The 17,825-nt window shown below is 68.8% G+C and carries 12 protein-coding genes; 2 read left to right on the top strand and 10 right to left on the bottom strand.

Features of this window, described 5'->3' with window-relative positions:
• Positions 1–2: 2 nt before the first annotated feature.
• The 6 genes from LK542_RS18270 to LK542_RS18245 all read right to left on the bottom strand — a co-directional run bounded on the left by LK542_RS18270 (position 3) and on the right by LK542_RS18245 (position 5,228).
• A complete protein-coding gene (locus LK542_RS18270) occupies positions 3–356 on the bottom strand; it encodes a winged helix-turn-helix domain-containing protein (protein ID WP_227813023.1) in 354 nt (117 codons plus the stop codon).
• A complete protein-coding gene (locus LK542_RS18265) occupies positions 353–742 on the bottom strand; it encodes a transcriptional regulator (protein ID WP_227813022.1) in 390 nt (129 codons plus the stop codon). The genes LK542_RS18270 and LK542_RS18265 overlap by 4 nt, the downstream gene beginning before the upstream one ends.
• Before the next feature lie 159 nt (positions 743–901).
• Positions 902–1,753, bottom strand: coding sequence for an alpha/beta fold hydrolase (locus LK542_RS18260; RefSeq protein WP_227813021.1), 852 nt, complete (start codon positions 1,751–1,753; stop codon positions 902–904).
• Between the two features lie 93 nt (positions 1,754–1,846).
• Positions 1,847–3,496 (bottom strand): GGDEF domain-containing protein, encoded by a 1,650-nt coding sequence (locus LK542_RS18255; RefSeq protein ID WP_227813020.1) that lies wholly within the window; start codon positions 3,494–3,496, stop codon positions 1,847–1,849.
• A 25-nt stretch (positions 3,497–3,521) separates the two neighbouring features.
• On the bottom strand, positions 3,522–4,487 hold the full coding sequence (locus LK542_RS18250; protein ID WP_227813019.1) for an alpha/beta fold hydrolase: 966 nt from the start codon (positions 4,485–4,487) through the stop codon (positions 3,522–3,524).
• Positions 4,488–4,523: 36 nt separating this feature from the next.
• The gene (locus LK542_RS18245) at positions 4,524–5,228 is read right to left on the bottom strand and encodes an SDR family oxidoreductase (protein ID WP_227813018.1); all 705 of its coding nucleotides are present in this window, start codon (positions 5,226–5,228) and stop codon (positions 4,524–4,526) included.
• Positions 5,229–5,534: 306 nt separating this feature from the next.
• Between LK542_RS18245 and LK542_RS18240 the strand changes: the two genes are divergently transcribed.
• Positions 5,535–6,287, top strand: a complete 753-nt coding sequence (locus LK542_RS18240; protein ID WP_227813017.1) for a hypothetical protein — start codon at positions 5,535–5,537, stop codon at positions 6,285–6,287.
• A 95-nt stretch (positions 6,288–6,382) separates the two neighbouring features.
• Positions 6,383–6,931, top strand: a complete 549-nt coding sequence (locus LK542_RS18235) for a cysteine hydrolase family protein (RefSeq protein ID WP_227813016.1) — start codon at positions 6,383–6,385, stop codon at positions 6,929–6,931.
• Between the two features lie 36 nt (positions 6,932–6,967).
• On the opposite strand, the gene LK542_RS18230 is transcribed toward LK542_RS18235, so the two are convergent.
• The 4 genes from LK542_RS18230 to LK542_RS18215 form a co-directional block, all read right to left on the bottom strand.
• The gene (locus LK542_RS18230; RefSeq protein WP_227813015.1) at positions 6,968–9,160 is read right to left on the bottom strand and encodes a TonB-dependent receptor; all 2,193 of its coding nucleotides are present in this window, start codon (positions 9,158–9,160) and stop codon (positions 6,968–6,970) included.
• A gap of 81 nt (positions 9,161–9,241) precedes the next feature.
• Positions 9,242–12,064, bottom strand: coding sequence for a winged helix-turn-helix domain-containing protein (locus tag LK542_RS18225; protein ID WP_227813014.1), 2,823 nt, complete (start codon positions 12,062–12,064; stop codon positions 9,242–9,244).
• Between the two features lie 71 nt (positions 12,065–12,135).
• Positions 12,136–14,958, bottom strand: coding sequence for an AAA family ATPase (locus LK542_RS18220; protein ID WP_227813013.1), 2,823 nt, complete (start codon positions 14,956–14,958; stop codon positions 12,136–12,138).
• Between the two features lie 6 nt (positions 14,959–14,964).
• Entirely contained in the window at positions 14,965–17,796 is a 2,832-nt protein-coding gene (locus tag LK542_RS18215; RefSeq protein ID WP_227813012.1) for a winged helix-turn-helix domain-containing protein, read from the bottom strand.
• Positions 17,797–17,825 lie beyond the last annotated feature (29 nt).

The raw sequence follows: 17,825 nt of genomic DNA, 5'->3' as shown, positions 1-17,825 counted from the left end.
GTTCAGGCGGAAATGCGTTCGATCGGGCCGACAAAGGCGTAGCCGCGTCCGGCCACGTTGGCGATGTAGTGCCGTCCCTCCGCGCCGTCGTCGAGCGCCCTGCGGAGCCGGACCACCTGCGCGCGCAGGTTGCTGGCGTCGACCTCCTGCGCCCAGATTGCGCGTTCGAGTTCACGGTGGCCGAGTACTTCGCCGGCGCGCTGCGTCAGCACCAGCAAGAGCTCGAGCGCGCGGCCTCCCGGCGCCAGCGGCGCATCGTCACGGTACAGCAGTCCGCGCGCGGTGTCGAGGCGGAAGCGACCGAAGGTGAGCAGCGGCGCCTTGTCCGGAACCGCCTCGATGCCCGCCGCATTCATGCCAGAGCCTCATGCCGCCACCGGCACACCGCTTCGGGCAGAAGCATGGGTTCGAGGCGCCGTACCGGCGCCGTAAAGCAGTAGCCACGTCCCGGAACGGTGGCGATGCAGGGCCGGGCTTCGCCGCCGAGCAGTCGACGTAGCCCGGCGACCTGGACCCGCAGGTTGACCTCCTCCACCACGGAATTCGGCCATACCGCCCGCATCAGCGTTTCGCTGCTCAATACCTCGCCCGGCCGGCTGGCGAAGAGCACCAGCAGATCAAACGCACGGTCGCCGATTGCGACCGCCAGCTCTCCCTTGAGCAGCCGGCGCCGGGCCGGAACCAGTTCGAAATCCAGGAAGGCGTAGCTTCCCTGTAGTTGCATGCCGCTTGCCATGATCATCCCCCGTCTAGAAGCACCCGTCCCGCCGGTGCATCGCAAGCGCCGGCATTGAAGGAGGGCTCGAAGACCAGCTTAGCGGCCGGATCGGACCCGCGCTAGGCTCGATCGGGGGTGGCGTATGGGTGATGGCCGTGCACTGGCAGCGCGGCTTGCCTGTTCTCAGCTGGTGCCGGCGTCCAGGAAGGTGTTGATATAGCGTGCCGCGAGCTCCGGGTATTCATGCTGCGGGGCGTGGCCGGCATCCCCCAGCACGAGCAACTGGGCTCTGGGGAACGCTCCGATCATCGGGTACCAGTTGCCCGCTGCCGCGCTGATGTCATGGTCGCCGCACAGAAGCAGGATGGGAACGCTCGTGCCGGCAAGTGCCCCGCGCCGGTCTTCCTCATCGCTGCGGAAGCCTTCGACCGCCTTGAAATAGCGCATGAACTCGGGCATGGTCGACGGGATCCGGTCGACCACGCCGGGACGGGCATGGATGCGCTCGTGCGATGCGCGGGCAGCCGCCACGCTGCGCGGCGAATCCGGAACGAAGAACAGCACTTCCTCGTCGGCCAGGTCGTTCACCGGTTTCAGGGCGCGATCGAGAAAGGCCTGCTGGATCGGGATCTCGTTCTTGCCGGGCGGGTTGGCGCCCATGATAACGGCTTGCGTCAGGCGTTCGGGGTGGTCGGTCACGACGACCTGCGCGACAATGCCGCCCCAGGACCAGCCGCCGATGGCGAAGCGGTCCAGGCCGAGCGCGTCGGCAAGGCCGATGACCAGGCGGCCGAGCGCGTCGAGATCGGTCGGCAGGACGCCGCCGGAATAGCCGACGCCGGGGTAGTCGAAAGTGATGACGGTGTGCTCTTGCGCGAGGCCTTCCAGAAACAGCGGATCCCAGGTATCGAGCGTGCCGCGCAGGCGGTTGGTGAGCAGCAGCGGGCTGCCGGCGCCGATCTTGCGGTAAGCGATGCTGTCGCCGCCTACGGTAACGAAACAGCTTGCCGCCTGGTCTGCCTGGTAGATGGCCATGATGCTTCCTTTCAGTGAAGGGCTGCGGAGTGCAGCACATAGGTAAAAGCTAGGATGCGGGCCCGTATCGATCAAATTGATCGATCAGATTCCTTAAGTCGACGACATCGCTACCTTGCGCGAGCTCGCGGCATGTGGGATCGCCGGTGCGATTTCCTCTGCCGCGTCGATCATGTACCGGTTACGGCCGTTGCGCTTGGCACGGTAGAGGGCGGCATCGGCCCGCCCGATCAGTTCCATCGCCCCCTGCGCCGCATCGGGCAGTTGAAGCGCCACACCGATGCTGGTAGTCACATGAAGCTTCCGGCTGCCGTAGGCGAAGCTCCCCCGGACGCAGTCCAGGATGCGCCTGGCCGCTTCTTCCGCCTCCGCCACGCCTGCCACACCATCGAACACGACCATGAATTCGTCGCCCGCGAGCCGGGCCACCGTGTCGTGGGCCCGGACGGCGGTCGTCAGGCGCGCAGCAAATTCGACCAGTACCGCGTCACCCGCCTGGTGGCCCATGGTGTCGTTGATGGATTTGAAGTGATCGATGTCCAGGTAGGCTACCGCCACCATCCGCCCGGCGCGGCGGCTTCGGGCCAGCGCATGCGAGAGCGCTTCTTCGAGCATGCGGCGGTTGGCAATGCCGGTCAGCGCATCCGTGAAGGCCAGCCTGGCCAGCTTGTCCTCGGCCGCGGCGCATTTGCGCGCGACCGCATGTAAGGCCCGGCCCAGCGTTCCTATCTCGTCCTGGCGACGGGTGTCGAGCTCGTCGACGTCGGCCGTGCCCCGCTCGATGTCGCTGACCTGCTGGTGCAGTTCGTCGAACGGGCGCAGAATGCGCAGTGCCATGGCCAGGCCTGCGATGCCGGAGCCGATGGCGACCAGCATTGCCGCGAACCAGGCGCTGGTCCTGGCTTCAACCGCACCGGCAAGCGCATCGTCGAGCGGATGGACGGCGCCGACGATCCATGGCAGGTCGCGCAGGCGCTTGTAGGCGAGCAGTGCCGGCTCGCCGCGCTCGTCGACACCTTCCCGCCTGCCCTCGAAGCCCGTCAACGCCCCCCGCAGCCAGGCATCGCTCGCTTGCGTCAGGATGCGGCGCTTGTCGGGGTGATGCAAGATCGTGCCGGCCAGGTCGATAATGAAGAAATAGCCACGCTGGCCGGGGGCAAGTGCGTCCAGCTGCCCGCCGATGCGGGCGCCCTGCGGGTCGACGCTGCCGGCCAGCGCGTAGCGAACCGCGCCGCCGGCGCCGCGCACCGGTTCCAGGATCAGCAGCGCAGGCATGCGTACGCTCCCGTTCAGCTGTACGCGCGACGCCGCTCCCGTCCCGCTGCTGAACAGCTCGCGCAGCTGGCTGTCCATCCCGGTAGCGCGCTGTCCGACGGCATCCGGATGCGCGAGGCTGGACAGCACACGCCCGCCGCCGTCGAACAGCAGCACGCTGGAAAATTCGCTCCTCAAGGAGTGGTAGTCTTTCAGCAGGTCGGCCCTGTCCTGCGAGCGCGCGCCATCCGCCGCCACCCGCTCGGCGACTACCCGCAGGAGCGAGCGCCTGGCTTCCAGCTGCAGGTCGATCGAGGCCACGACCGTTTTCAACAGCGCGAGCTGCTGTTCGCCGGCTGCGCTTCGCATGCGCTGGTCCAGTAGATACAGCACGGCTGTGGCAGCCAGCGCGGCCGAGGCGAGCGCCAGCAGCACCACGAGCCGGGTGATCCGGAACGACAGGCTGGAGGTGTGGGCCGTCTCTGGCATGGCGGGCGCCTTGGTGCGGAAGGCTTCAGCCCCTGACGAAAGCCAGCATGTCGGCGTTGACCTTGTCCTTGTGGGTGTCGGTCAGTCCGTGCGGGGCGCCCGGGTAGACGATCAGCTTCGCATGCGGGATCAGCCTGGCCGAAGCACGGCCCGCCGCATCGATCGGCACGATCTGGTCGTCGTCGCCATGGATGATCAGGGTCGGGATGGTGAACTTCTTCAGGTCGTCGCGGAAGTCGGTCTCGGAAAAAGCCTTGATCGAGTCGTAGGTGTTCTTGTGCCCGCCCATCATGCCCTGCATCCACCAGGACTGGATCAGGCCCTGCGAGACCTTGGCGCCGGGGCGGTTGAAGCCGAAGAAGGGGCCGCTGGGGATGTCGAGGTAGAGCTGGGAGCGGTCGGCGATCTGGCCGGCGCGGATGCCGTCGAAGACCGAGATCGGCAGGCCGCCCGGGTTGCTCTCGGTCTTGACCATCAGCGGCGGCACGGCCGAGATCAGGCCGGCCTTGGCCACCCGCTTGGTGCCATGGCGGCCGATGTAGCGCGCCACCTCTCCGCCGCCGGTGGAAAAGCCGAACAGCACGGCGTTCTTGACGTCCAGGTGCTCGAGCAGCTGGGCCAGGTCGTCGGCGTAGTGGTCCATGTCGTTGCCGTCCCAGGGCTGGCTGGAGCGCCCATGGCCGCGCCGGTCGTGGGCGATGCAGCGGTAGCCCTGGTTGGCGAAGAAGATCATCTGCGATTCCCAGCTGTCGGAACTGAGCGGCCAGCCGTGCGAGAACACGATCGGCTGGCCGCTGCCCCAGTCCTTGTAGTAGATCGACACACCGTCGCGCGTGGTGAAGCTGGCCGCTTCGCGCCTGGAAGCCCCTTGGCCCTGGTTCACGGCGGCGCAGCCGCCCAGCCCAAGTAGGGGCAAAGCGATGGCGACGGCGCCGCCGACCACGATCTGGCGCCGCATGGGATTGGCGAGGAATGGGCTGTCAGTCTGCATGATGTTCTCCTTATGAAAATGTTGTGTGCGCGCCGCTCATCCCGGGGTCTGGAGGTAGATGCCCGGGTCGAGCGACAGCCCCTGTTTCACCTGGCGGGTCGGCAGGTCCGCCAGCACTTCCTCGCGTCCCGCTTCCAGCGCCTGAATCGCCTGTGCGACGACGTCTTCGGGCGAGGCCTTGGGTGCGTCGATACCTGCGGTCATGTCGGTATCCATGAAGGCGACATGCAGGCCGAGCACCTGGGTGCCCTGCGCGCGCAAGGCGTTGCGCACGCCGTTGGTCATGGACCAGGTAGCCGCCTTGGACATGGCATAGGTCTCGCCGCCCGGAATACTGATCCAGCTCAGCACCGAGAGCACGTTGACGATGGCGCCGCCGCCGTTGGCAGCCAGCACCGGCGCGAAGGCCTCGCACATCGCCAGCGTGCCGAACAGGTTGGTGTCCAGTTCCTGGCGCAGGCTGACCGTGGCATTGCCGCCGAATAGCGCACCTCCCCTGACGATGCCGGCGTTATTGACGAGGATGGTGGCGTCCGCGCATGTCTGTGCCGCACGCGCCACCTGCCCGGGCCGGGTGATGTCGAGTTCTACCGGAATGGCGCCAGCCTGCAACACGCTGCCGGGATCGCGTGCGCAGGCGTAGACCTTGCGCACGCCCGCTTCCAGCAGCAGCCGGCTCCACGCCAGGCCGAGTCCCCGGTTCGCTCCCGTCACGACCACGACTGCATCCTTGATGTTCATCGGCTCTCCTTCGCATCGGCTGGTGGCCGGCACATCCGGCCCTGGCTTCGATACTAGGGCCCCTGCCGGACAAGGGTGAGTGAATCCTTGTGAAGCCTGGTGATTTGCAGGGACTGGCATGTGCTGCTGCCGTCCGCCCCCGTCAAGCAGGCGGCTGGCCCGGTGAACAGGGTCCCGCGGGCGCGGCGCGCGCCAGGGAGCGGCCGGGCGGCACATTTCCTCACATGTCTTCACATCCACCCGGCGCCGACGCGCCTAAGCTTGCCCTCGATGTCCATGGCGACAGCACCCACAACAGGAGAATCCATGAAAGCGCACACCACCCTTTGCATCGCCCTGGCGGCCGCCTCCGCCGCCTTCGTGCCTGCCGCGACAGCGCACGAAGGACACAAGGGCGGCATACTGACCCCGGCCACCAGGCATGTGAAAGCCGATTTCGACCTGTTCCACACAAAGATCACGACCGAGGGCAATGTCGCCATCTTCCACGTTGCCGTGTCCGGGAAGGCGGGCAAGTCCTATCCGACCAAGGTCGGCAAGCTGGGCGGCAGCGCCGTGTTTTCCTACGTCTGGCCGACCACCATCGATCCCTACGTGGTCGGCTTCGAACAGAAGAGCGGCATCCTTGCCTTCGCGGTGACTTCCCACCCCGATTTCGACGACACCCCGCTGTACGACGAAAACGGCGATGGCGACCGCGCCAACGACGGCAACCTGTGGCATTCGCACTGGGTGGTGCTGACCAAGGATGACGCCTGCGGCAAGGACGCGCTCAAGGTCGTCGACATTCCGCCCGGGACCAAGCCGCGGCTGCCCAAGACCTGGCCCGGGCTGCCGATCCTGATCGACAGCCCGGCCTGGAGTCCGGTCTTCAAGGGACAGTCGCTCGAAGTGCGCGTGCCCTTCGACGACATCGGCGCGGTCGAGGGCGCGTCCTTCGACGGTGTCACCGCGGTGTTGCGCGTGAACGCCAGCGTCCACAATCCGCTGCTGTGCGTGGCCGACGTCTTCAAGATCGCCTCGGGCAAGCTGACGCTGCCCGGGAAGGTCAACCAGTAGCCGCACCGTGCGCCGCCCCGGGCGGCGCCGGCAGGCTGCCAGTGCACGGGCGGCATCCGCAGCCCGGCAACACTTCACCAGACCAAGGAGTCATGATGAGCAAGCAAGCCCTGATTGTGATCGACGTCCAGAACGACTATTTCCCGGACGGTAAATGGGAGCTGTCCGGCATGGATGCGGCAGCCGCCAATGTGGGCCGGCTGCTGCGCCATGCGCGGGAGCGCGACATGCCGGTGGTCCACATCCGCCATGAGTTCGGGGGAGCGGACGCGCCCTTCTTCGCGCCCGGGTCGCCCGGCGCCGCCATCCACCCTTCCGCCGCGCCTGTCGCGGGCGAGCCGGTGGTCCTGAAGCACCACATCAACTCCTTCCGCGATACGCCCTTGCTGTCGATGCTCCAGGGCGAACGGGTGGACGAAGTGCTGATCTGCGGCGCCATGAGCCATATGTGCGTCGATGCCTGCACCCGGGCCGCCAACGATTTCGGCTTCAAGGTGACGGTGGCGCACGATGCCTGCGCCTCGCGCGAGCTCGAATTCAACGGGGTCAGGGTGCCCGCGGCGCATGCGCATGCGGCTTTCATGGCGGCCCTCGGTTTCGCCTACGCCGACATGCGTTCGACCGACCAGCTGGTGATGCGTTGACGGGACGGGCTGCCGCGCGCGTCCGCGGCGGCCCGGTCAATGATCGTAGCGCAGGGTCAGCAGGAGGGTGCGGGGCGGGTTGTAGTAGGCCGTGTCGACGCCGAGCGGTGCGATCCGGGTACGCAAGGTCGGGTAGGCCTTGTCGGTCAGGTTCCGCCCCCGCAGCGACAGGCTCCACTTGCGCGAAGGGCTGCGGTAGACCAGCGCCGCGTGCAGGTAGGCCTGGCTGGGAATCGCCAGCGCTGCGTTGTTCGACACATCCGAGAAATGGCGGCGCATGTAGCTGGCCGAGAGATCGAGCCCGAGCGAGGCCCCGCTCCGCAGGGGCAGCAGGTGTACCAGGCTGGTGCCTGCACTCAGGCGCGGCGCGTTCGGCAATTCCTTGCCGACGAAGTTGGCGGCGTCGGCGCCGCTCGGGTTGACGAAATCGTCGAAGCGCGAGCGCAACGCCTCGAGCGTCACCGTCCAGCGGGTGCGCTGGCCGAGCGCCAGGGCCAGATCGGCGTCGATCCCGTAGCTGCGGGCCCGCGCCGCGTTGATCAGCACCGAATCGTTGACCTGGACGCCGCCGATCCGCGTGCCGGTCAGGGAAGCGAGGTAATCGTCGTAGTCGTTGTGGAACAGCGCCAGGTTGGCGGTCAGGGCGCCGCCGGCGTAGCGGCCCTTGAGTCCCGCCTCGAACGTCGCAACCCGTTCCGGATCGCTCGCCTGGCGCGCCGAGGCCAGCGATTCGGCGGCCCGGTTGAAGCCTCCGAATTTCTCGCCGCGCGCATAACTGGCGTACAAATAGGTCGCCGGCGACCACTGGCGGTCGAGGGCGATGCGCGGGAGCACGCCGGAACTTTCCGTTTCCAGCCCGGGCGCCAGGTAGACGTTGGCAGTGCGCAGGCCAGCGCTGCTGGCGCGCCAGAATTCGTTCCTGCCTTTCTGGCGCGTCTGGTAGGCGCGCAATCCCAGGGTCAGGCCAGTGGCGGCGTCGAGCCGGTAGCGGCCCTGGGCGTACAGGCCCAGGTCGCGCGTTTCCTGCCTGGTCTGGGCGTCGCTCCAGGCCGGCGCCGGCGCCCCCGGAGGCTGGACCATCGTCAGGCGCCGGAAATCGAATTCGTCGCGCACGAGCATCAGACCGGCGGTCCAGTCCAGGCCTTCCCCCCTGCCCTGCAGCTGAAGCTCCTGCGAGAAGGCCTTCTGTTCGACCACCTGGCTGATGACCATGCGCGTGGTTTCCAGGCCGCCGAAGTCGGCCACGGAGGGATCGTCCCGGTAGCGCCGGTAGCCCGTGATCGCACGCAGCTCGAGTCCTTCGCCGAGCGCTTTGACCAGGCGCAGCGAACCGCCGCCGCCGAGCCGTTCGAAGGCGCCCGGTCCATGCGGGGTGAAGCTGATGCGCGGCGCCGCACGCGGGTGGTTCAGCGGATAGTTCAGGGTATGCGTGTCCGAGCGGTCGGCGACACCGTCGACCGCCAGCACCACCTCGAGCCCGCGCCTGCCGGTCCAGCGCAGCTTGCCCTGGAACTGGGCCACGTCGAGCCGGTTGACGCGCTCGCCGCGGGTGGCGTTGTAGCCGAAGCCGTCGTTGAAGCGCCGGGAAAAGCCCAGGCTGCCGGACAATCCGGGGGCCAGCGCGCCGTTGACGTAGCCGCGTAGTTCGCGCGCGCCGCGGTTGCCGCCCGCCAGCGCGAACCAGGCCTGGCGCTCGGGCGTGGGCGCGCGGGTCACGAACTTGACGGCGCCGCCGGAGGAATTCTGGCCGTACAGGCTGCCCTGGGGTCCGCGCAGGACCTCGATGCGTTCGATATCGGGGAAATCCCAGAGCGCAGTGGCATAGCCGCGCAGCAGCGGCACGTCGTCGAGGTAGATCCCGACCGCCTGGCTCATGGCCGGCAGCGAGGCGCCGACGCCGCGGATCGCCACCGCCTGCGGCATGTTGGAGAAGCCGTTCGGCACCGCCACGCCGGCGATCACGCCGACCAGGCCGTGCAGGTCGACGATGCCCTTGGCCTCGATCTCGCGCGCTTCGATCACGCCGACCGATACCGGGGTGGTGCGCGCCAGCGACGTGAAGCGTTCGGCGCTGACCACCACCTCCGGAATGGCTGGCGCGTCCTGTTCGTCGTGGCCTGCGGCGCTGGCCTGGGCCAGTGCGGCCGGGGCCAGCGCGGCCCAGGCAAGGGTTGCGCCGGCCAGGCTGGCGGGCCGCATGACGCGGCAATATGCATGGATGGGGAGCATGGGACTCGGCGTGAAGGGCGATATGTGCATCCTAGCCGAGCGCAGGCGCGCCGCTTGTGAAGACTTGTGAAGCCGCCCGCTTCAGTCCAGCAAGGTGGAGCACCAGAGCGCGCCGGCGGGCTGGCGCTGCGGGGTGCGGGCCAGCAGCGTCCGCGCGCGGACCAGGTCACCCGTCCCCAGTCCCTCGTCGAAGCGGGCCAACAACTCGGCGAGCGCCCGCCGTGTGTCCTCTCCCCGCTCCCCGCTGGTCCACAACTCCGCCAGCGACACGGCGGCGCGCAGCTCCCAGCCGAGCGCTCCCTGCGCGCGCGCCAGGCTCCGGGCGCGCAGGAACAGGCCCGCCGCCTCCGCCGCGCCGCGTGCGCCATGGTCGGCAAGGCGCCGCACCCCATCGGCACGCAGCACCTCGGGGGCGTTCCAGCCGACCAGTCCCTCGCGCACGCGCCCCAGGCAGCCAGCGTCCACCAGCCTGCTGTCGAAGGTCGCCAGCATGTCGCGCAGCACGCTGTTCGATGGCAGGGGAGCATGTCCGGATGCGGCATGGCCCGGCTCCAGCAGGTAGCGGAAGCAGTCGCTCCAGGGCTGCCAGAACGCGATCCCGGCATGCTCGACCAGTCCGGCAAAACGCTGGGCCAGCACCTGCGCAAGGCCACTGTCTCCCCGCCACAGGGCAATCGGGATGGCCGCCAGGCCCAGGGCCATGCAGAGGGCATGCGGATGATGCCCTTCCGCCCGCGCCAGGGCCTCATCCGCCGCGTGCAGCGCGCTGTCCGGGCGCCCCCGGATCCACAGCGTGCGCGCCTGCAGCACGCCCATCGACACCGGTACCGGGACCTTCGACAGGTAGTGCACGGTACGCCGTGTCGGCGCGTTATCCAGCGCCGCCCGCGCCTGGGCCTGCGCCTCTTCATGCCTGCCGAGAAAGTGCAGTCCCTGGGCGCGCAAACGGGTCGCCAGCACCACCGCATCCGGCTCCGCCGTGCGGCCGGCGCATGCAGCGATGCGCTCGGCCATCTCCAGTACCACGCGATAGCATCCCTGGCCCAGGCCCCAGCCGGCGATGGCCTGGAACGACACCAGCGGCTCGTCGGCGCCATCCCGGCTCGCGAGTTCAAGCAGGCGTACGCGTGCCCACTCGGCATCTTCCTGTCCACCATCGTCGAGAAAGAGGGAGTCGAGCAAGGTCAGCGCAATCAGCAGGCGCTGCTCGAGCCTGGCGTCCACGCCAGGCAGGCCGTCCAGCATCCGCAGCGCCTGCAGGATGCGGCCCCGATGCTCGTCTCCCCTGCCCAGTTCACACATCACGAAACGCGCGGCAGCAGCCAGCTCGATGCCCAGCATCGGGTCGCCCGACGGCGAAAAGCACCAGTCGAGGGCAACGCCGAGTTCGCCGGGGATGCTGGTATGGCGGGCGCGCCACTGCGAAGCAGGCAAGTGCAGCAACTCGGCATGGGCCCGTCGACACAGCGCCGTGACGCTGGCGGCGTGCCGTCGCTGCAGGTCGGCCGCCTCCAGGTTGCGCATCAGGCGCCGCCGCACGTACAGGCGCGTCGTGTTCGACAAGCGATAGTGCGGGGCTGCGCCATCGTACACCACGTTGACCAGGGACTTGGCGCCGAGCGCCAGCGTGCATTCGACGACTTGCGCCGGGCTGATGTGCGTACACGAACACACCTCGGCCGCCCAGTCCATGGTGAACCTGCCGTGGAACACGGCAAGCCGGCGCAGCACCGTGCGCTCCTGCGGCGGCAGCATTTCCACGCTCCAGTCGAGCATGTTTCCGAAGCTGCGGTGACGAGCATCCCCGCCGCGCCACCGCTCCGACGGGGTAAACAGCCAGTCGAAGCCCGCTTCGATACTATCGAGGCCGCGCTCGCAAGCGTGGACGGCCGCCAGTTCGATCGCCAGCGGGTTGCCTTCCAGATGCTGGCACATCCGATCGATTCGGGCCTCATCATCCACATCGAACCGCACGCCCAGGTCGCCGGCGCGCCGGCGGAACAGCTGCACCGCCGCCGAGCCCAGCCCTGTCTTCCCATCCGAAGTGTCCAGCGGGGCCAGGCGATGAACGCGTTCGTCCTGCAGGCACAAGGCTTCCCGGCTGGTCACCAGAAGGTGGGGCGCGCGGGTTTGCGCCAGCAGGTGTTCGACCAGCACCGCTACCGCATCCGCCAAATGGCTGCAATTGTCCATGACCACCAGCAGGCGGGCACCGTCAAGGGCCTCGCAGACGGCGCGCATCGGATCTCCTCGGACTGTCGCAATGCCGAGCGCGCACGCCAATGTGCGGGCGACGTCCTCGGCGTCGACGACGGCGGCGAAATCCGCCAGGCACACGCCGTCGGCAAAGTCCTGGGCCAGCCGGTGTGCCACCGCCCGCGCGACCATGCTCTTGCCCACGCCGCCCGCGCCGACCACCGAGACCAGGCGTTGGCGCAGTACCTGCCCGCTCAGCAGTGCGATCGTCTCGTCGCGCCCGAGCACCGTGCCGGCGCCGGGCAGCGCCCCGCCCGGGAACAGCTGGCCGTGCACCGCCGCCGGCGGCGCGGCGGCGCGCCGCCGGCAGCGTCCCACGAAGGTATAGCCGCGTCCCAGCACGTTCAGGATGTAGCGTTCGTGGCCCAGGGTCCGGCGCAGCGCCGCGACGTGGGCCCGAAGGCTGCTGTCGTCGACGCCGCCGTCCGGCCACAGCTGGCCCGCCAGCTCGCGGCGTCCGATGACCTCGCCAGCCCGCTGCACCAGGATGGTCAGGAGCTGGATTGCACGGGCGCTCAGCTGGACGAGTACGCCGTCACGCCGCAGCTCGCGCTGCTCCGGCCACAACTCGAAGGGACCGAACTGGATCGAACCATCATTCGTTTCGCCCCCCGTTTCACAAAACGCCGGTCCCTCTTGCTTGCCCATTCCGTCTCTCCACCGCTGTGCTTGACCCTTGTCGATCTTTCCATCATAGGCAACACGCGGAAGGAAAACGTTTAATGTTGTGAACCGCTTGCACGCTCCGCCTTGTCGCGCGCCAGCAGTGCGCGCGCCATGCGCAGGTCGGCGACCTCACGCCCCTCCCCCAGTCGCGCCACCAGCGTGCCGAGGTCGGCGACGAATGCTTCGGGCCTGCCGAGGCGTTCGGCCAGCCGCACCTGCGAACAGACAGTGCGCAGCTCCCACAAGCGTGCGTCCTGCTCATGCGCAAGCGTGCGCGCCCTGACCAGAAGGACTGCGGCGGCATGGAGCGCATCCCTGTCGCCCGAGGCCATCAAGGCTTCCGCCTGCGCACGCAAGGTTTCGGGCACGCACCATCCAACCACGCCCTTGTGGGCACGCTCGACCGCCCCCGCCGCAAGCAGGCGGACGTCGAAGCTCGCAAGGTGGTCGGACTGCATGCAGCTGCTGCCTGCGACGCCGGCCGCCACGCGCAGGGCGCGCTCCGGCGCGATCGCCCCTCCCGCGGCCAGCACTGCCAGCACCTCGCGGTAGTTCCTGGCCCAGGTCTGCCACAGGCCAATGGAATAGCGCTGCACGTGCCGCTCGAGCGTCGCCAGCAGCGTCTCCGCCGAGCCAAAGTCACGATTCCACAAGGCCAGCGGGATCGCCGCCAGGGCAAGGGCATGGCACAGCGCCATCGGTCGGTCATCCTGGGCTTCCAGGCATGCCTGGGCGCACAGGTCGGAGGCACGCCCGAACTCGCCGCGGATCCACAGGATGCGGGACATCAGGAGCCGCATCGCGGTCGCGATGTCGACAGGGGCCGATGAATAGCTCAACGGAATCTTGCGCCAGCTGAGGGCCAGCGCCTCGGCTGCCGATCCCATCGCTTCCTGGTGCCTGCCCATGAAGTGCAGTGCCTGTGCAGTGGTCTTCCTGCCGATCAGCGCCAGCGTCGCGTCATCCAGCCTGCGCGCGGTCGCGGAGAGGCGGTGGGCAGTCTCGAGCGCGTGGGAAAACTTCGCGGCGCCGAAGCAAAAACACCAGTAACCCATTAGCGGCGCCACGATCGATTGCGGATTGCCCGCCAGCTCGGCCTTGCGGATTCCGTCGTCGAGCTGGGCCATCGTGACCACCTCGTCGCCGAAGGGCTCGTCGATATTGTCGCGGGCATAGGCCGCCAGGCGCATCCGCAGGATCTGGGGGGGATTGTCCATCCGCGCCAGTACTGCCAGACCCTGCCTCACGTGGCGGCTGAATTCGAGTACCGCGCCGGCCTGATCGGCCAGGGGGAAGCTCAATACGGTCAGGTGCGCGCCGAGGACCCCGTTGTCGATCCGGCCCTCGCCGTCGGCGTAGGCCCAGTCGAGCGCCGCGCGCACGTCGTCGAGCCAGGGCGCATACAGGGCCAGCCAGGGGCGTCGCGGCATGTGCAGCCAGGCGACCTGTGCTTCTTCCAGCAGGCCGCACAGGAAACCGGCATGGCGCGTCACCACCTGCAGGCAGTCCGCGTCCTGCGCATGCAGGTGCGCAGCATAGGCGCGGGTGGTGTCGAGCAGCCGGTGGCGCCCGTCCGGCTCGCGCGCAGCACTGACCAGCGACTTCCCCATCAGGCCGATCACGATCTCCTTGACGTCGGCGCCGGTCAAGCTGGTGTCGGCGGCCACCACGGCAGCAGCCTCGAGGGTGAAGCCGCCGCGGAACACGGACAGCCTGCGAAACACCGTCTTTTCGTCCTCGGACAGCACGTCGTAGCTCCAGGCCAGCATCGCACTTAGGCTCAGGTGGCGTTCGCGCGCCCCGGTGGACGCAGTCCCGTCGGCCAGCAGGCGCTGCCCGGCCTGGGACGCCAGCTGCTCCAGGCCGAACCTGGCGCTCATCGAGCCTGCGAGCTCCAGGGCAAGCGGCAAGCCATCCAGGTCGCGACACAGGCGCGTCACTGCGGCGACATCCTGCGCCTGCAGCCCGCGCGCGCCGAAGGCGTGGGCGACGAACAGCCTGACGGCAGCCGAGGCCAGGGCACTGGGCACGTCCGCCGTTCCCCGAGCCGGCAAGGCCATCGGCTCCAGGCGGTAGACCCGCTCGCCATCCGCGCGCAGCGGCTCCCGGCTCGTCGCCAGCACCGACACCCCGGGTGCGGCAAGCAGGGCTTCGGCCATCTGCCCGGCCGCCTCGATCATGTGCTCGCAGCTGTCGAGCAGGACCAACAGCCTGCGCCGGGCCAGCAGGATGGCGAAGCGCTCCGCCAGGTCGCCCGCCTCGCTATTGGCCATGGTCGGCACCCCCAGCGCCTGGGCCAGCGCCGGCAGCAGCTGGCGCGGGTCGAACATTGCAGCCAGGTCGAGCGTCAGGATGCCGTCCGCATAGCGCTCCCCGAGTCCTGCAAGGAGCGCGCGTGCGACGCTGGTCTTGCCGATTCCGCCAGGACCGACGATCGACACGAAGCGGTGGCTCGCCAGCATGCCGCCGAGCGCGGCCAGCGCTGTCTCGCGGCCGATCAGTGCTTGCCCTGGTGGTGCCTGGACCGGCTCGGCCGGGAGTACCAGCGTGTAGCCCTTGGCGACCTGCATCACGTACAGGTCGGGAGCATGGCGCGCCAGCGCGCAATTCAGGCCGGCGACCCGTTCGAACAGGAGGCTGGAATCGCCGCCATCCGCGCAGCAGTCGTGCAGCAGGCGCTCGGCCACGACCGATCCCGCGTGCTCGAGCAGGATCCTGAACAGCGCGAATTCGTCGCGGGTCAGGGACAGCGCCCTCCCCCTGAAGCGCGCGCTGCCCTCCCCGGGCGCCAGGACGAAGGGTCCGATCACCAGGTGTTCGCGCTCATCTTCGCCGGCGGCCGGGTTCCCATCGCGTTCAAGGCTTGCAGTCGTCATCGCATCTCACCCCAGTAGTTGCATGGCAGCGCGCATGTCCGCGCTGGACAGGTCCTCGCGATAGGCGCCCACGATAGGCTCCAGCAAGGCTTGTGCCCTGCCTGCCTGCCCACGCGCTTGCCACAGGCGCCCCAGGCTGGTGGCGCAGCGAAGTTCCCAGGCCCGCGCCGCCTGCTGGCGCGCCAGGGCCAGGCCGCGCAGGAACAGTTCTTCGGCTTGGGCGCCGGCGGCGGTTTCGTCCCCCTCGCGCGCATCCAGCCCGGGCCCGGCAGCCGCGCGCACGAGCAGCTGTTCACCGCTGGCGCGCAGCACCTCGGGCGCGCACCAGCCGACCATCCCCTGCTGGCAGCGCAGCATCGCGCGTTCGGTGACGAGGCTGGTCGCAAAGGTGGCGAAATGGTCGGCCTGCTTGGCGTCCAGGCCCAGCGCGATCCCCGACAGGTCCTCGGGCTGGCTGGAGCGGGCAATCAGGACCCGCCGGTAGAGCTGGGCCCAGGCGCTCCAGTAGCTCATCGCGTGCCGGTCCGTGTGCGCCGTGAGCTGCTCGACAAGCGCACGGGCGCCCCCGTCATCGCCGCGCCACAGCGCGACCGGAATCGCGCACACGGCGAGGGCGTTGGCCTGCGAGAACGCCGCCCGGTCCTTGGCGGCGCGCTCGATACATTCCTGGGCAATGGCCGCGGCTTTCTCGCCGTGCCCCTGGATCCACATCGTGCGCGCCAGCACGATGCGCATCGAGACGCCCCGGTCCATCGGGCTGGTCAAGCGCAGCGGAAGCTTCCAGAGCCGTGCGCCAAGCACCTCCTCGGCCAGGGTACGCGCCTGTCCGTGCATGCCCAGCATGTGGCTGGTCAGCGCGCGCATCCGCCTGGCGACCAGCAGGGCGCGCGGATTGCCGGCCTGGCCGGCAACATCGAACATGCGGGCAGCGTGGGCGTCGGCCTGCCGGTAGTGGGCGGCGCCGAAGCAGCGTGCGAAGGTGTTGTAGAGCGCTTCGATCAGGACGATCGGCGCTCCGCTGCGCTCGCCGTGTTCGATGGCGCGTTCGAAGCTGGTCCAGTCAGTCACCGAGCCGGGTCCACGGCCGGTTTCGTCGCCGGGAATGGCGGCGATCGCGAGTACCGACTGCAGCCGCACTTCGTCGAGCGGGTCGATGGCCACTCCCGCCGCGGCTGCGTCCAGTGCGCGTGTCGCATGACGGCACATTTCGGGCTCGCTGACGATCCCCGACAGCAACAAGGTGGACGTGGCGGTCAGGCGCACGCCGATCTCGCGGTCGCCGTCCGGTCCGAAAGCCCAGTCGAGGGCCGACCTGACGTTGCCGACAACATAGCTGGCGCGCTCGAGCCAGGTGGACTGGTCCAGGGTTTCCCAGGATGCCTCGCAGTCGTCCATCAGCGCCACCGTATGGCAGGCGTGGCGGCGCGCCACCTCCGCACGCATCGGATCGTCGTCGAGGCGTTCGATCGCATAGGCGCGGGTGATCCCGAGCACGGCGAAATAGCCATCCGGCCCGCGGGTGTCGGCCATGAACAGCGATTTCGCCACCAGGCTCAGCACGCAGCGGGCCACCTCGGCGGCATCGTTCTCCGGACCGGTAGCCACCGCCACCGCAGAATCCAGCGTGAACGGCCCGGTGAAGACGGAGCAGGCGCGAAATACCGCCTGCTCGGCGGGACCGAGCAGGTCATAGCTCCAGTCAAGCAGCGCGCGCAGTGTGCGGTGGCGCGGCAGCACCGTGCGGCGCCCGCTGCCCAGCAGGCGCAGGCGGTCGTCGAGCTGCTCGACGACACCGTGCACGCCCAGCAGGCCGATGCGTGCGGCGGCAAACTCCAGTGCGAGCGGTACGCCGTCCAGCCGCCGGCACAGCTGGACCGCAGCCGGCAGCTCGGCTGCGCGAAGGTGGAAGGAATCCATACTGGCCGCGGCGCGTTCCGCCAGCAGCCGCAAGGCTGGATAGTCCATCGCTCGCTCGACGCTCAGGGCAGGGTCGTCCGGCGGGCATTCGAGCGGTTCGAGCCGGTGCACCCATTCTCCGTCCGCATCGAGGGGTTCGCGGCTGGTCGCTACCACATCGACGCCCGGCGCGGTCTGCAGTATCCATTCGACCAGGCGCGTGGCCGCCTCGATCAGGTGTTCGCAGTTGTCGAACACGATCAGCATGCGGCGCGGGGCCAGCCACCGTTCCAGCGTCAGCATCACGCTTTCGCCGGGCACGGCGATGCGCAGGGTGGACGCCAGGGCATCGGGCACCAGGCCACCTCCGCCGAGCTGGGCAAGGTCGACGAAGCAGGCGCCGTCCGCATAGTCCTGCTGCAGCTCGGCGGCAATCGCCAGTGCCAGCGTGGTCTTGCCGATGCCGCCATGGCCGACAATGGTCGTCAGCCGGCAGCGTGCCAACTGCTGGCACAGCTGGCGCATGACTTCGTCACGGCCGATGGTGCTGGTCATCCGGACCGGCAAGGGGCGCGGGGTGTTCGGGCGGTCCGCCGGCGCATCCCACTCGTCCTCGCCGACGCTGGTCAGCGTCGCTACGAAGCTGTAGCCGCGGCCGGGAACGTTGGCGATATAGCGCGACTCACCAGCGTCGTCGCCGAGCGCCCTGCGCAGCGAAGCAATATGTACCCGCAGGCAGCTATCCTCAATCAAGCTGCCTGGCCAGACCAGCCGCTCGAGCTCGGCGCGGCTGACAACCTGACCGGCGCGCTCGACCAGGACGAACAGCAGGTCGATCGCGCGTCCCCCAAGCCGGACGGGCGTCGTGCCATGGCACAGTTGTCGGGTATGACGGTGCAGGCGGAAAGGCCCGAAAACGATGACCTGCTGCTTGCCGTCCATGCTGCTTCCTGCCACATTCTCCTCCATGC

It is taken from the genome of Massilia sp. IC2-477 (genome assembly GCF_020707265.1).
Lineage (GTDB): Bacteria > Pseudomonadota > Gammaproteobacteria > Burkholderiales > Burkholderiaceae_D > Telluria.
Note: the sequence above shows the minus strand (reverse complement) of the source record. Positions and strands in the feature narration are given on the sequence as shown.

Coding starts and splice junctions, on each gene's coding strand:
- LK542_RS18270 (WP_227813023.1), bottom strand. CDS start 356: ATGAATGCGGCGGGCATCGAGGCGGTTCCGGACAAGGCGCCGCTGCTC.
- LK542_RS18265 (WP_227813022.1), bottom strand. CDS start 742: ATGATCATGGCAAGCGGCATGCAACTACAGGGAAGCTACGCCTTCCTG.
- LK542_RS18260 (WP_227813021.1), bottom strand. CDS start 1,753: ATGGCCATCTACCAGGCAGACCAGGCGGCAAGCTGTTTCGTTACCGTA.
- LK542_RS18255 (WP_227813020.1), bottom strand. CDS start 3,496: ATGCCAGAGACGGCCCACACCTCCAGCCTGTCGTTCCGGATCACCCGG.
- LK542_RS18250 (WP_227813019.1), bottom strand. CDS start 4,487: ATGCAGACTGACAGCCCATTCCTCGCCAATCCCATGCGGCGCCAGATC.
- LK542_RS18245 (WP_227813018.1), bottom strand. CDS start 5,228: ATGAACATCAAGGATGCAGTCGTGGTCGTGACGGGAGCGAACCGGGGA.
- LK542_RS18240 (WP_227813017.1), top strand. CDS start 5,535: ATGAAAGCGCACACCACCCTTTGCATCGCCCTGGCGGCCGCCTCCGCC.
- LK542_RS18235 (WP_227813016.1), top strand. CDS start 6,383: ATGAGCAAGCAAGCCCTGATTGTGATCGACGTCCAGAACGACTATTTC.
- LK542_RS18230 (WP_227813015.1), bottom strand. CDS start 9,160: ATGCTCCCCATCCATGCATATTGCCGCGTCATGCGGCCCGCCAGCCTG.
- LK542_RS18225 (WP_227813014.1), bottom strand. CDS start 12,064: ATGGGCAAGCAAGAGGGACCGGCGTTTTGTGAAACGGGGGGCGAAACG.
- LK542_RS18220 (WP_227813013.1), bottom strand. CDS start 14,958: ATGACGACTGCAAGCCTTGAACGCGATGGGAACCCGGCCGCCGGCGAA.
- LK542_RS18215 (WP_227813012.1), bottom strand. CDS start 17,796: ATGGACGGCAAGCAGCAGGTCATCGTTTTCGGGCCTTTCCGCCTGCAC.